Origin of the sequence: Xanthomonas sp. NCPPB 3583 (assembly GCF_041475715.2) — a bacterium.
Lineage (GTDB): Bacteria > Pseudomonadota > Gammaproteobacteria > Xanthomonadales > Xanthomonadaceae > Xanthomonas > Xanthomonas euvesicatoria.
In genome coordinates this window covers 1,066,390-1,079,300 of sequence record NZ_CM191263.1, presented here as the reverse complement: position 1 = coordinate 1,079,300, position 12,911 = coordinate 1,066,390, and the positions used below count along the sequence as shown (strand labels likewise).

Annotated in this window: 12 protein-coding genes and 1 tRNA gene; 5 read left to right on the top strand and 8 right to left on the bottom strand. The window is 66.8% G+C overall.

Annotated elements, in window-relative coordinates:
- Positions 1–36 precede the first annotated feature (36 nt).
- The 7 genes from pth to ACCQ07_RS04725 all read right to left on the bottom strand — a co-directional run bounded on the left by pth (position 37) and on the right by ACCQ07_RS04725 (position 5,826).
- Positions 37–618 (bottom strand): aminoacyl-tRNA hydrolase, encoded by a 582-nt coding sequence (gene pth, locus ACCQ07_RS04755; protein WP_372165301.1) that lies wholly within the window; start codon positions 616–618, stop codon positions 37–39.
- 51 nt (positions 619–669) lie between these two features.
- Entirely contained in the window at positions 670–1,305 is a 636-nt protein-coding gene (locus ACCQ07_RS04750) for a 50S ribosomal protein L25/general stress protein Ctc (RefSeq protein ID WP_003486759.1), read from the bottom strand.
- 108 nt (positions 1,306–1,413) lie between these two features.
- On the bottom strand, positions 1,414–2,373 hold the full coding sequence (locus tag ACCQ07_RS04745; protein ID WP_003486761.1) for a ribose-phosphate diphosphokinase: 960 nt from the start codon (positions 2,371–2,373) through the stop codon (positions 1,414–1,416).
- Positions 2,374–2,538: 165 nt separating this feature from the next.
- Positions 2,539–2,615: transfer RNA gene (locus ACCQ07_RS04740), tRNA-Gln, on the bottom strand.
- A 3-nt stretch (positions 2,616–2,618) separates the two neighbouring features.
- Positions 2,619–3,506, bottom strand: coding sequence for a 4-(cytidine 5'-diphospho)-2-C-methyl-D-erythritol kinase (ispE, locus tag ACCQ07_RS04735; protein ID WP_008576042.1), 888 nt, complete (start codon positions 3,504–3,506; stop codon positions 2,619–2,621).
- The gene (gene lolB / locus ACCQ07_RS04730) at positions 3,488–4,141 is read right to left on the bottom strand and encodes a lipoprotein insertase outer membrane protein LolB (RefSeq protein WP_029818760.1); all 654 of its coding nucleotides are present in this window, start codon (positions 4,139–4,141) and stop codon (positions 3,488–3,490) included. The genes ispE and lolB overlap by 19 nt, the downstream gene beginning before the upstream one ends.
- On the bottom strand, positions 4,138–5,826 hold the full coding sequence (locus tag ACCQ07_RS04725) for a tetratricopeptide repeat protein (protein ID WP_071117517.1): 1,689 nt from the start codon (positions 5,824–5,826) through the stop codon (positions 4,138–4,140). The genes lolB and ACCQ07_RS04725 overlap by 4 nt, the downstream gene beginning before the upstream one ends.
- 65 nt (positions 5,827–5,891) lie before the next feature.
- On the opposite strand from ACCQ07_RS04725, the gene hemA reads away from it, so the two are divergent.
- The 5 genes from hemA to ppk2 all read left to right on the top strand — a co-directional run bounded on the left by hemA (position 5,892) and on the right by ppk2 (position 11,691).
- Positions 5,892–7,190, top strand: a complete 1,299-nt coding sequence (gene hemA / locus ACCQ07_RS04720) for a glutamyl-tRNA reductase (protein WP_372363840.1) — start codon at positions 5,892–5,894, stop codon at positions 7,188–7,190.
- On the top strand, positions 7,168–8,253 hold the full coding sequence (gene prfA / locus ACCQ07_RS04715) for a peptide chain release factor 1 (protein ID WP_008578155.1): 1,086 nt from the start codon (positions 7,168–7,170) through the stop codon (positions 8,251–8,253). Before hemA ends, prfA begins: the two co-directional genes overlap by 23 nt.
- On the top strand, positions 8,250–9,956 hold the full coding sequence (locus ACCQ07_RS04710; protein WP_209261718.1) for an O-linked N-acetylglucosamine transferase, SPINDLY family protein: 1,707 nt from the start codon (positions 8,250–8,252) through the stop codon (positions 9,954–9,956). Before prfA ends, ACCQ07_RS04710 begins: the two co-directional genes overlap by 4 nt.
- Before the next feature lie 401 nt (positions 9,957–10,357).
- The gene (gene moaB, locus ACCQ07_RS04705) at positions 10,358–10,876 is read left to right on the top strand and encodes a molybdenum cofactor biosynthesis protein B (RefSeq protein WP_372363838.1); all 519 of its coding nucleotides are present in this window, start codon (positions 10,358–10,360) and stop codon (positions 10,874–10,876) included.
- Positions 10,877–10,908: 32 nt separating this feature from the next.
- A complete protein-coding gene (ppk2, locus tag ACCQ07_RS04700; RefSeq protein WP_008578152.1) occupies positions 10,909–11,691 on the top strand; it encodes a polyphosphate kinase 2 in 783 nt (260 codons plus the stop codon).
- On the opposite strand, the gene ACCQ07_RS04695 is transcribed toward ppk2, so the two are convergent.
- The gene (locus ACCQ07_RS04695; protein ID WP_031421249.1) at positions 11,673–12,902 is read right to left on the bottom strand and encodes a hypothetical protein; all 1,230 of its coding nucleotides are present in this window, start codon (positions 12,900–12,902) and stop codon (positions 11,673–11,675) included. The genes ppk2 and ACCQ07_RS04695 overlap by 19 nt on opposite strands.
- Positions 12,903–12,911 lie beyond the last annotated feature (9 nt).

Below are 12,911 nucleotides of genomic sequence, written 5' to 3'. Positions count from 1 at the left end.
GGAGCAGCGCCCTGTCCATTCCCTATTCCCCATTCTCTATTTTTTTTCGGTATGCAGGCGTTTCATCGCCTCGTTGAAATTGCCTTCCATCGCCAGCGGCAGCACATCGATGGCGGCATCCACCGCAGCGCCGATCGCCGCGTCGTCCTCGCGCCCTGCCCGCCCCAGCACCCAGGGCACCACGCGGTCCTTGTGACCGGGATGACCGATGCCAACGCGTAGACGGTGAAATTTGCCGTGCCCGAGCAGGCGAATGGTGTCGCGCAAGCCATTTTGCCCACCGTGACCGCCGTCGAACTTGAGCCGCGCCGTGCCGGGCGCAAGATCCAGTTCGTCGTGTGCAACGAGCAGTTGCTCCGGCTCGATCTTCCAGAATCGCAATGCGGCGGTGATCGACTTGCCGCTGAGATTCATGAAGGTGGCCGGCTTGAGCAGCCAGACCGGTTGTCCCGCGACCTGGACCTTGGCGGTCTCGCCGAACAACTTGCTATCCAATGCCCAGCGGGCGCCACTGCGCTCGATGAGGGCATCGACGAAACGAAACCCGGCGTTATGCCGGGTTTGCGCGTGTTCCGGGCCGGGGTTTCCCAGCCCGACGATCAGACGAAGTGCAGACATGCCAGTGACCGCAGCCGATCCCGCGCGCAATGCAGGGGACCGGCCGACGGATTACTTGGTCTCGGCGCCTTCGCTGCCTTCTTCGCCGGCAGCGTCGTCTTCTTCGATCCGTACGTGCTTGGCAGCCACCACGGCAACGTCGTGTTCCTTGCCCAGCTTCAGTTCCGGAATTTCAACACCGGCCGGCAGCTTGATTTCGGACAGGTGGATCACGTTGCCCACTTCCAGTGCACCGAGGTCCACTTCGATGAACTCCGGCAGATCCTTCGGCAGGCAGACCACCTGGACTTCGTTGAGTTCGTGGGTGACGACCACTTCGCTCGACTTGCCAGCCGGCGAAGACGCTTCGTTGATGAAGTGCAGCGGCACGGCAGCACTGAGCTTCTCGTTGGCGCTGACGCGCTGGAAGTCGATGTGCATGATCAGCTGCTTGAACGGATGGCGCTGCATGTCACGCAGCAGCACCTGCTGCACGTCGCCATTGAGGTTCAGGTCCAGGATGGACGAGTAGAACCACTCGTTCTGCTGGGCGAGCCAGATCTGCTCGTGGTTGAGCTGGATGCTGACCGGCTCGAGTTCGCCACCGTAGACGATGGCCGGGATGACGCCAGCATGACGCAGGCGGCGGCTCGCACCCTTCCCCTCGTCAGCGCGGCGCTCGACCTTGATTTCATGAGTCTTTGCCATTGGATTTCACTACCTAGTTGGAACACCGCCTCGCGGCGATGAAGCGTCTCACCCGCGACCAGGTGAGACGTGTGGCGGCACCCGGGAATCCGGGCACCGAATGGGGTATCAGTCGACGTAGAGCGAGCTGACCGATTCGCCGAAGGCGATACGGCGGATGGTCTCGGCCAGCAGTTCGGCCACGCTCAGCTGACGAATCTTGGCGCAGGTACGCGCCGCTTCGCTCAGCGGAATCGTGTCGGTGACCACCAGCTCGTCGAGCTGCGAATTGTTGATGTTGTCCACCGCCGGACCCGACAGCACCGGATGGGTGATGTAGGCCACGACCTTGAGCGCGCCGCGCTGCTTCAGCGCTGCGGCAGCTGCGCACAAGGTACCGGCGGTGTCGACCAGGTCGTCGACCAGCACGCAGGTCTTGCCCTGCACGTCGCCGATGATGTTCATCACGGTGGCCACATTGGCGCGCGGACGACGCTTGTCGATGATGGCCAGATCGGCGTCGTCCAGGCGCTTGGCGACGGCGCGTGCGCGCACCACGCCGCCAACGTCCGGCGACACCACGATCAGGTTGTCGGTGCCGTAGGCGCGCCAGATGTCGGCCAGCAGCAGCGGCGAGGCATAGACGTTGTCGACCGGCACATCGAAGAAGCCCTGGATCTGGTCGGCGTGCAGGTCGACCGTCAGCACGCGGTCCGCCTCCATGGCGCAGATCATCTTGGCAGCCACCTTGGCAGTGATCGGCACGCGCGAGGAGCGCATGCGACGGTCCTGGCGCGAATAACCGAAGTACGGGATCACCGCGGTCACCGACTGGGCGCTGGCGCGCTTGAGCGCATCGATCAGCACCAGCAGTTCCATCAGGTTCTCGGCACTGGGCGCGCAGGTGGGCTGGATGACGAACACTTCCTGCCGACGCACGCTCTCTTCGATCTCCACCTGCACTTCGCCGTCGGAAAAGCGCGTGACCAACGCCTTGCCCATGCGAACGCCGAGTTCCTTGCAGATGCTCTGGGCAAGCGGCTTGTTGGCATTGCCGGAGAACACCAGCAGATTACGTTGGTCTTGCATGAGATCTCTCGGGCGGCGGCGAAGAGCGTGCGGATCGATGGTGGAGCAGGACAAAGCCGAACCAATGCCGGGCTTTCGTTCGATTCCCGCGCAAGGATGCGCGAGGTATTGCAGAAGGATCTGCAGTGAAACCTGGTGCAGGCGGACCTGCCTTTCTCGACAAACTGGCAGGGGCGGTAGGATTCGAACCTACGAATGCCAGGATCAAAACCTGGTGCCTTGGGCCTCTTGGCGACGCCCCTGCATCAAACCTGTGTCGCGTCCAGCGCATCGAGCAATGGCGAGTGCGCTGCACCCTCCACCACCCACGCCCGCAGGCTGCCCGGCAACTGCGCCAGCGCCTGCTCTGCAGCAGCGCGCGTGGCGAACTCGACGAAACAGCCACTTCCCGACCCGGTCAAACGCGGTGTACCGACCCTGGAAAGCGCCTGGAACACGGCCTCGACGGCGGGTTCGCGGCGCCGCAGGACCGGCTCGAACGCATTGTCGAGCAGGGAACCGGAAGCGAAGTCCGCTATTTTCGCGGGCGCAGCATCCCGCGTCAATTCCTGTGATCGAAATAACGCCGGGGTCGGTACATGAACGCCGGGATCGACCAGCAGATACGCCGCTTCCGGCAGGGAAATCGGGGTCAGTTGTTCACCCACGCCTTCGGCCCAGGCATTGCGGCCGCGCACGAAGACCGGCACGTCCGCACCCAGCTGCAGGCCCAGCTCGGCCAGCACATCGGCCGCCAGGCCCAGGCCCCACAAGGCGTTGAGCGCCACCAGCACGGTCGCCGCGTCCGAGGAACCGCCGCCGAAACCGCCGCCGGCGGGGATGCGCTTGTCGACCCGAATCTCCGCGCCCGCCTGGGTGCCGGCTGCCGATTGCAGCAGGCGCGCAGCGCGGATCACCAGGTCATCGTCTTCGGATACGCCGGGCAGACTCTCGCCCAGGCGGCGGATCTGGCCGTCACGACGCACGCGAAGATGAACGGTGTCCCCCCAGTCCAGCAGCCGGAACACGGTCTGCAGCAGGTGGTAGCCGTCGGCACGGCGCCCAGTGATCTGCAAAAACAGATTGAGCTTGGCCGGCGCAGGCCACGCCGACCAATCAGTGCCCGGCGCGTCCATCAGGGCGACACGGTCCATTGGTCGACCAACAGGCGCACCTTTGCCTCGCCGTTGCGGGCTTCGATCCGCTGCGGCAGCTCGGGCTGGTCGGCGCCGGCTGGTGTCCAGGCCAAAAATTCGATCGTCCAGCCATCCTGCTGCACGGTGCGCGGGCGCCCGGCGGCATCCAGGTCGACGCGTGCGGCACCGGCGTCGGCGATGCGCAGCGCGCGCACCCAGTCAGGCATCTGGTTGACCGGGATGGTCCAGCCGGTTGCTTCCAGCAGCACCTGCTCGGCATCAGGACCACTGCGCGGACCGCCGTCCAGCCCTTCCAGCCGGCCGGCGCCGCTGGTGGTGTCGCCGGTGAGCACCCAGCTTTGCCGGGTGACCGGCGCACTGAGTTGCACGCGGTAGCGTGGGCCATCCTGCTGCCAGTCGATGCGGCCGCTGCCGCCATTGCGGTCCTTGCTGATCGCCACCCGGCCCTGGAAGGACCAATTGGGGTGCGCCTGCAACCAGGCCTGGCGAGCGGCTTCGGCCTGGCGCGCACTGTCGGAGACGTGATCGGCCACGGCCGCCCCACTGCCCTGCCCGCGCGGCACGCTGACGCAGGCCGACAGCCCGACCAGCACCAGCCCGCCCAGGGCCAGCGTTCGAACCGCCCTGCTCATAGCCCGAACTTTTCCACGGCGCGCTGCAGCGCACGGTTGTCCGGGTCGAGGCGGCGCGCTTCATCGAAGTAGCGACGCGCTTCGTCCTGCTTGCCGCTGACCCACAGCACTTCGCCCACGTGGGCCGCGATTTCCGGGTCCTTGACCAGCGCCCAGGCGCGGCGCAGCTGCACCAACGCTTCCTTGGTGCGGCCCATCCGGTACAGCACCCAGCCATAACTGTCGACAATGGCCGGGTTGTCCGGGTCGGCGGTGCGGGCACGGTCGATCAGCGCCAACGCTTCCTTGTAGCGGGTGGTGCGGTCGGCCAGGGTGTAGCCCAGCGCGTTCAGCGCGGCGACGTTTTCCGGCTCGGTCACCAGGATCTTGCGCAGATCGGCCTCGGCACGCGGGACGTCGTCGCGCCGCTCCCAGGCCAGCCCGCGGGCGTACAGCAACGCGCTATCGTCCGGGTAGGCGGCCAGGCCACGTTCGAAGGCATCCAGTTCGCCCGGCGCATCGTCGGCCCGCTGATGCAGCTCGGCTTCGAGCACGTAGGCGTCGCGGCGCGCGTCGTCGTCGGCACTGGCGTCGCCCTGCAGGGCGCGGGCTTCGGCAAGCGCTTCGGGCTTGCGGCCCAGTTCGTACAAGGCACTGGCGGTGCGCAGACGCGCCTCGCTGACCTGCGGACCACCCGGCACGCCGCGATACCACTCCACCGCCTCGTCGTAGCGCTTGAGGAATTCGGCGATCTTGCCCAGCAGCAGACGGCGGTCCGGATCGGGCTTGGTAGCGTTGCTCTTGAGCTCGGCGTACAGCGCCTCCAGCGAGCTGCGGTCTTTCTCCTTGGCCAGCATCGAGGCACGCAAGCCATAGGTCTGGGTGTCCTGCGGCCCGGTCGAAAGCACGCGTGCAGCAGCTTCGGTCTGGCCCATGGCGTCGTAGGCAAATGCCAGCGCGCCGCGCAGCTCGGAGTCCTTGACCGCCTGCGGTTCGATATTCTTGAGCAGCGCCAGCGCTTCGTCGTTCTTGCCTTCCTGCTGCAACTGGGTGGCATGCAACAAGGCCACGCGCGGCTCTTCGGGGAAGCGGCGTACCACCTCGTCGACGATGCGCTTGGCCAGCGCGGGGCGCTCCATGCGCAGCGCGAGCCGGCCGAATTCCTGCCAGGCTTCGATCTGATTCGGGATGGCGCCGGCCTTGACCAGGTCTTCGAGCACATCGGCCGAGGCTTCCGGCTCGCGGCCGCCGTTGGCCAGGGCGATCAGCGCAAAGCGCCAGCCACGCGGATCGGGCTCCTTGAGCAAGCCGAGCAAATCGCGGCGCGCGGTGCGCAGGTCGTTGCGGCGCAGCGCCAACGAGGCCTCGGTGCTGCGCATGGACATCGACGACGGCGCGCGGGCGCGCCACAACGCCAGCGCTTCGATCGCGCGCGGGTCGTCGTTGGCCAGCATGGAGATGCGGGCGGCGCGCTCGGCCAGCCCGGCATCGCCGGCTTCGGCCTTGGCGGCGTCCAGGTAGGCGCGCGCGGCATCGTCCAGCTGCCCGGCCTGCAAGGCGAATTCGCCGGCCAGCACGGGTTCCAGCGACGAGGTGCCGGCATTGCCTGGGGGCGGAGCGGGCCGTGCTTTCTTGGGTGCTGCAGTGGCGCTGGCGGAGACTGCGACCAGCAAAAGAACACTCAGGATGCGAATCGGTACAGGCATCGGGGGCAACCGGGCCGTAAAATGGGGCCCTGAATGGCCGCCAGCTTATCGCAAGCAACTGAACAATGACGTTGTGGGTGCTCGGACTGAATCACCAGACCGCACCTGTGGACCTGCGCGAACGCGCGGCGTTCGCAGGTGATGCGCTGCCGCGCGCGCTCGAATCGCTGCGTGCGCTGCCCCAGGTAAGCGAGGCCGCGCTGTTGTCCACCTGCAACCGTACCGAGTTGTATGCGATGGCCGACGAGGCGCACAGCCTGGTCAACTGGCTGGAAACGCACGCGCCCGGGCTGAGCGGTCATCTGTACCAGCACCGGGAAGCCGAGGCGGTGCGCCACCTGTTCCGCGTCGCCACCGGGCTGGATTCGATGGTGCTGGGGGAACCGCAGATCCTGGGCCAGGTGAAGGACGCCTGGGCGGTGGCGCGGGCGCACGGCACGCTGGGCAGCGGGTTGGACCGGCTGTTCCAACAGACCTTTTCGGTGGCCAAGCGCGCGCGTACCGACACCCGTGTCGGCGCAAATCCGGTTTCGGTCGCATCCACGGCGGTGCGGCTGGCACAGGACTCCTTTGCCCGGCTCAACGAGTCGACGGTGTTGCTGATCGGTGCCGGCGAAACCATCGAACTGGCGGCCAAGCATCTGAGCGAAGGCCGCGTGCGCCGCCTGCTGATCGCCAACCGCACCCTGGCCCATGCCCAGACGCTGGCCAGCCAGCACGGCGGCTTCGCCTTGCCGCTGACCGATCTGGAACGCCACCTGGCCGAGGCGGATGTGGTGTTTTCGGCCACCGCTGCGCGTGAGCCGCTGGTGACCCGCGCACAGGTGGAACAGGCGTTGCGCACGCGCAAGCGCAAGCCGATGCTGCTGTTCGACCTGGCGGTGCCGCGCGATATCGAGGCCTCGGTGGGCGAGTTGAGCGACGCCTACCTGTACACGGTGGACGATCTGGAACGCGCGGTCGAAGACAACCGCCGTGGCCGCCGCGAAGCGGCCGACCAGGCCGAAGCCATCATCGACCTGCAAGTGGCGCGCTATGTCGAAACGCTGCAGGCCACTGCGCGCCAGGCACCCCTCAAACGGCTGCGCGCCTTTGGCGATAGCACCCGCGACGAGCTGCTGGCCAAGGCACGCCAGCAGTTGCACAACGGCAAGCCGGCCGACGAAGTGCTGGAACAGTTGGCGCATGCGCTGACCAACCGTTTGTTGCATCCGCCCACGGCCGCATTGCGCAATGCGGCGCTCAACAACGACCTGGAATTGACCACTGCGGCCGACCGGCTGTTTCCGGAAAAGCCGGGTTACCAACACCCCCCCATAGCTACCCCGATCGTGAGGACCGATGACGCCGACCCTGCGCCGTAAGCTCGAAGCGCTGGCCGAGCGCCGCGAAGAACTGCAGCACCTGCTCTCCGACCCCGATGTGGTGGGCAACAACGACACGTTCCGTACGCTCTCGCGCGAACTGTCGCAACTGGAGCCGGTGGCGGTGGCGCTGGAAGAGGAGGCGCGCGCCAAGGCCGACCTGGCCACGGCCGAAGCGCTGCGCAACGACCCGGAGATGCGCGAACTGGCCGAAGAGGAAATCGCCGCTGCACAGGCGCGCCTGGAACAACTCGATGCACAACTTGCATCGCTGCTGGTACCGCGTGATCCGCGCGACGACGGCAACCTGTTTCTGGAAGTGCGCGCCGGCACTGGCGGTGACGAAGCGGCGATCTTTGCCGGCGACCTGTTCCGCATGTACGCACGCTACGCCGAGCGCCAGGGCTGGAAGGTGGAAATCGAATCCGACAGCCCCGGCGAGCATGGCGGCTACAAGGAAGTGGTGGCGCGGGTGGTCGGGCGCGGTGCGTATTCGCGCCTGAAATTCGAATCCGGCACCCATCGCGTGCAACGCGTGCCGGCAACCGAATCGCAGGGCCGTATCCACACCTCGGCTGCCACGGTGGCGATCATTCCCGAAGCCGACGACGTGGAAGAGATCACGATCAATCCGGCCGATCTGAAGGTGGACACGTTCCGCTCGTCCGGTGCGGGCGGCCAGCACGTCAACAAGACCGAATCGGCAATCCGCATCACCCACGTGCCCAGCGGGGTGGTGGTGGAATGCCAGACCGAGCGCAGCCAGCATGCCAATCGCGACAAGGCGATGAAGCGGTTGAAGGCGCAGCTGCTGGACGCCGAACGCAGCAAGGCGGCAGCGGCCGAAGCCCAGACGCGCAAGTTGCAGGTGGGCAGCGGCGACCGTAGCCAGCGCATCCGCACCTACAGTTTTCCGCAGGGTCGCATCACCGACCATCGCGTCGAAGGGCTGACCTTGTACGACCTGCCCAACATCATCGAAGGCGATCTGGATGCGTTGATCGGGCGGCTGCTGCACGAACATCAAGCCGACGAACTGGCACGGTTGAGCGATAGCCCGTGAGTGCGCAAGTCCCGCGCGAGCTGCTGCAGCTGCGCGAGCAAGTGCGACGCCAGCCCGGCGATTTCGTCGCCTGGTTGATGCTGGCCGATGCCGAGCTGGGCATGGGCGTCACCGCTGCCGGCGAAGCGGCCGTGCAGCGCGCGCTGGCGCTGCATCCGGGTCATCCGGAAGCGGTGGCGCGGCTGGGACGGGTGCGCTGGGCGCAGCAGCGCCATGCAGAAGCGGCCACGCTGCTCCAACAGGCCTCGGACCTGGTACCGCAGCATCCGGGGATCGCCCTGTGGCTTGGGCACGCGCTCGAAGATGCAGGCCAACCGGAACAGGCCGCGGCCGCCTATACGCGCGCCCACAAGCTGCTGCCCGACGAGCCCTACATCACCGCACAACTGCTCAACTGGCGACGCCGCTTATGCGATTGGCGCGAGCTGGACTCACTGGCTGCACAGGTGCGGGCCGCAGTCACACAAGGCGAGGCGGCCGTGGAGCCTTTCGCGTTCCTGAGCGAGGACGCCAGCGCCGCGGAGCAACTGGCGTGCGCCCGTACCCGTGCGCACGCCATTGCCTCCTCGGTGCGCCCGCTGCCAGCGTCCACGCTGCGCAGCCGCGGCGCGCTGCAACTCGGGTTCGTGTCCAACGGCTTTGGCGCCCACCCGACGGGCTTACTGACGGTGGCCTTGTTCGAAGCGTTGCAGCAACGCCAACCGGACCTGCACGTGCAGCTGTTTGCAACCAGCCCGGACGATGGCAGCGACATTCGCGCGCGCCTGGCGCAGGCAACGCGCATGCACGAGGTCACTGCGCTGGGGCATCTGGCAACCGCGCAACATATCCGCGACCAGGGCATCGATCTGTTGTTCGATCTGCGCGGCTGGGGCGGTGGCGGACGGCCGGAAGTCTTCGCATTGCGGCCGGCGCCGGTGCAGCTCAACTGGCTGGCGTATCCGGGCACCTCGGGCGCGCCGTGGATGGACTATGTGCTTGGCGATACCGTTGCATTGCCGACGTCGCTTGAGCCGTTCTATAGCGAGCAGGTGCTGCGCTTGCCGCGCGCCTTCCAGCCATCGGACACCTCGCGCACGGTAGCCGAACCGCCATCGCGTGCTCAGTGCGGGCTGCCTGAGCACGCTGTGGTGCTGTGCTGCTTCAACAACAGTTACAAGCTCAATCCACGCAGCATGGCGCGCATGCTGGCGGTGTTGCGCGCGGTGCCTGGCAGCGTGCTGTGGCTGCTGTCCGGCCCGGGTGAGGCGGATGCGCGATTGCGTGCAGCAGCGCAGGCACAGGGCGTGCACGCGCAGCGTTTGGTCTTCATGCCCAAACTGCCGCACCCGCAGTATCTGGCGCGCTATCGACATGCGGATCTGTTTCTGGATACGCACCCCTACAACGCGCACACCACCGCCTCCGATGCGTTATGGGCAGGTTGCCCGGTCTTGACCACACCTGGCCAGACGTTTGCCGCGCGTGTGGCCGGCAGCCTGAATCATCATCTGGGGCTGGATGAAATGAATGTGGCCGATGACGCTGCGTTCGTGGCCACGGCGGTGGCGTTGGCGAGCGATCCAGCGGCACTGGGTGCGTTGCGTGCTCGGGTGGCGGAGCGTCGGCGCGAATCGGACCTGTTCAATATGGACGGGTTTGCGGATGCGTTTGGAGAATTGGTGCGTGGGGTCGCGGGAAAGCATGGCTGGTTAGGGGTTTAGCAACGGCCGCTACGTGATGGATCGCTGTCTGCCGCCGCACCCTGCCCCCAACCTCCGCGCCCCGCCGTGGCCGGCGCTTGCAGCGCGGGCGCTCCGGGGCACGTGCACCCAGGGCGCGCAGCCGTCCTTCCCACCCCGGGCCGGAGAGGATTGAAAGGGCCATCAAGTTTCGTCGAGACCTTTTCAGGCCATGGAAGCCACGCGCCGAGTCGGCAGCGTGACCGGGGATTGGCGGAAAGCGGCACACGGATGTGCCGCGACGGCGAGCCAGACAGGATGTGTGCCGGGCCGAGGAGCCGATCCGCGGCCGCGCTGTCGCCCTGACCGACGCCAGCAGCTGCGTTGTGCGGCTTCACGCCGTGGTGCTGTACCCGGTCGTCCCGGCTCGCTAGGCTTGTGGCATGCCTTCCACTCTCGACTTCATTCCCTTGCGCCTGTGCGTGCTGACGGTGTCCGACAGCCGCACGCTGGCCGACGATCGCTCCGGCGATTACCTGGCCGATGCCCTCACCCACGAAGGCCATGTGCTGCACGAACGTGCACTGTGCCCGGACGACCGTTACCGCATGCGTGCGATCGTGTCGCGCTGGATTGCCGATGCGCAGGTCGACGGCATCCTGATCACCGGCGGCACCGGCTTCACCGGTCGCGACAGCACCCCGGAAGCGATCACCCCGTTGCTGGACAAGGTCATGCCTGGCTTCGGCGAGCTGTTCCGCGCGATCAGCGTGGAAGAAATCGGTACCTCCTCGCTGCAGTCGCGCGCCTTTGCCGGGCTGGCCAATCACAGCTTCGTGTTCTGCCTGCCCGGCTCCACCTCGGCCTGCCGCACGGCCTGGGAGAAGATCGTGCGTGCGCAGCTGGATGCGCGCACCAGGCCCTGCAATCTGGCGACATTGCGTCCACGCCTGGGGCAATAGCCTGCGCGCTCTCCACTGTTGCTGGAACGCGCATGTCGCATCTGAAACGCAAGGCCTATAAAAAGTTGCTGGCGCCGATGCAGCTGGAGCTGGTGGACATGGCGCGCTGGTTGCGCCACACCAACCAGCGCGCCCTGGTGCTGGTGGAAGGCCGCGACACCGCCGGCAAGGGCGGCGTGATCCAGACCATCGCCAGCCATCTCAACCCACGCCAGTGTCGCGTGGTGGCGCTGCCCAAGCCCAACGACCGCGAAAGCACGCAGTGGTATTTCCAGCGCTATGTGACGCACCTGCCGGCGGGCGGCGAACTGGTGCTGATGGACCGCAGCTGGTACAACCGCGCCGGCGTCGAGAAGGTGATGGGCTATTGCACCGACGCGCAATACGACCTGTTCCTGGAGCAGGCGCCACGTTTCGAACAGATGCTGGTCGACGACGGCATCCTGCTGTTCAAGTACTGGTTGTGCGTGGACCAGGCCGAGCAGGAAAAGCGCTTTGCCGAACGCCGCGAAGACCCACTCAAGGGCTGGAAGCTCTCGCCGGTGGACCTGCAGTCACGCACCAAGTACGACGACTACACCGCCGCGCGCGAACGCATGCTGGAGGCGACGCATACGCCCGATGCACCGTGGACGCTGGTGGATTTCAACGACCAGAAGCGTGGCCGCCTGAGCCTGATCCGCGATCTGCTGGACCGGCTACCGGACACCGCAGTGCCCGACGAGCTGGTGCAGCTGCCGCCATTGCCCGGCAAGCTGCACAAGGAACGCTATGGCGTGCTGGAGCCGATCGACGATTACGCCGCCCAGTCCTGAGAGATTTCGTCGCTGGCCGCGGTGGCACGCGGTAGCGGGTGCAGGCCGGCCTGACGTTCGGCCTGTTCGGCCTGCAGCACCAGCTGGCTCAGGCGCTGACTGAACAATTGCATGAAACCGCGATGCAGCGGGCGCATCGCTTCCATGTAGTCCACATCGTCGGCCTGCGCACCGAGCGGGCTGCAGGACGACAGCAGCACTTCGTCCAGGCGCAGCGCGCTGTCGGGCAGGCGCACCAGCGCGGCGCGGCGTAGCCAGTCGCGCATGCCTTCGCGGTATTCGGCGGCCAGGATGTAGGCCACTTCGACCTGGTCCAGGTCCACATCCGGATTCCATGCCAGCACCTGGATCACCTGCGAACGTTCGTCCAGCATGCGACCTTCGGCGACCAGCGCATGCAATTGCTGCAGCAGGCGCCATTGCACGCCGGCGGCCTCGCGCTGGGCGGTCGGCATGGCCTCGATGGCCAGTGCCAGGCGCCGTGCAAACAATGCCGGCACCTCGGACAGCACGATCGGGCCGGCATCGGCGCCCAGCAGGAAACGTTCGGTACGCAGCGCGGCGGTGTCGGGAAGGTAGCCGTCCTGCAGCGGGCGCATCACGCCGTGGTCGAGCAGCGACAACACCACATCCAGCCAGTAACGGCGCTCCTGCTGCAGCGTGCGGTTGGCGGCAGCGTTGTGCCAGGCCTGACGCACATCGTCCAGACGCAGGATGCAGGACTGCGCATCCAGTCCGTCCCACGGCGCACGGGTGGCGTCGTTCGGGTCGAAGGTTTCCGCGCTGAGCATGCCGCCGCCGAAGCGATGCCAGGCTGCGCCACGCTGGGCGCCGGCCGGGTCCGGCCGGGCCGCGGCCATCGGAGCTACCGTGGCCGGGCGCAGGAGTGCGGCGTAGGCATCGGCCCACGAGTCGGGCAAGCGCGCCGACAGCGGGTAGCTTGCCGAGGGCTGACCCAGCCCCTGGCGTGCCAGACGCAGGCTCCACACCACTGCGCCGATCACGATGCCGCCAAAGATCCAGGCCAGCAGCCAGCTGGTTGCCGCCTGTCCGGTTGCTAGCACGCGGGTTTGCGGGTGCAGGAACAACAACCAGCCGCTGCCCAGCAGGACACCGAGATACAACCACGGCGCCAGCTGCGCCATCTGGCGGTGGCGGCGATGCGCGGGCAGGTCGTGCCCGTCGTTGCGGTCTTGAGATGGAGCGGCCATTACATTCCC

Excerpts from the sequence above, each read along its gene's own strand:
- pth (WP_372165301.1), bottom strand. The coding sequence starts at position 618 with ATGTCTGCACTTCGTCTGATCGTCGGGCTGGGAAACCCCGGCCCGGAA.
- ACCQ07_RS04750 (WP_003486759.1), bottom strand. The coding sequence starts at position 1,305 with ATGGCAAAGACTCATGAAATCAAGGTCGAGCGCCGCGCTGACGAGGGG.
- ACCQ07_RS04745 (WP_003486761.1), bottom strand. The coding sequence starts at position 2,373 with ATGCAAGACCAACGTAATCTGCTGGTGTTCTCCGGCAATGCCAACAAG.
- ispE (WP_008576042.1), bottom strand. The coding sequence starts at position 3,506 with ATGGACCGTGTCGCCCTGATGGACGCGCCGGGCACTGATTGGTCGGCG.
- lolB (WP_029818760.1), bottom strand. The coding sequence starts at position 4,141 with ATGAGCAGGGCGGTTCGAACGCTGGCCCTGGGCGGGCTGGTGCTGGTC.
- ACCQ07_RS04725 (WP_071117517.1), bottom strand. The coding sequence starts at position 5,826 with ATGCCTGTACCGATTCGCATCCTGAGTGTTCTTTTGCTGGTCGCAGTC.
- hemA (WP_372363840.1), top strand. The coding sequence starts at position 5,892 with ATGACGTTGTGGGTGCTCGGACTGAATCACCAGACCGCACCTGTGGAC.
- prfA (WP_008578155.1), top strand. The coding sequence starts at position 7,168 with ATGACGCCGACCCTGCGCCGTAAGCTCGAAGCGCTGGCCGAGCGCCGC.
- moaB (WP_372363838.1), top strand. The coding sequence starts at position 10,358 with ATGCCTTCCACTCTCGACTTCATTCCCTTGCGCCTGTGCGTGCTGACG.
- ppk2 (WP_008578152.1), top strand. The coding sequence starts at position 10,909 with ATGTCGCATCTGAAACGCAAGGCCTATAAAAAGTTGCTGGCGCCGATG.
- ACCQ07_RS04695 (WP_031421249.1), bottom strand. The coding sequence starts at position 12,902 with ATGGCCGCTCCATCTCAAGACCGCAACGACGGGCACGACCTGCCCGCG.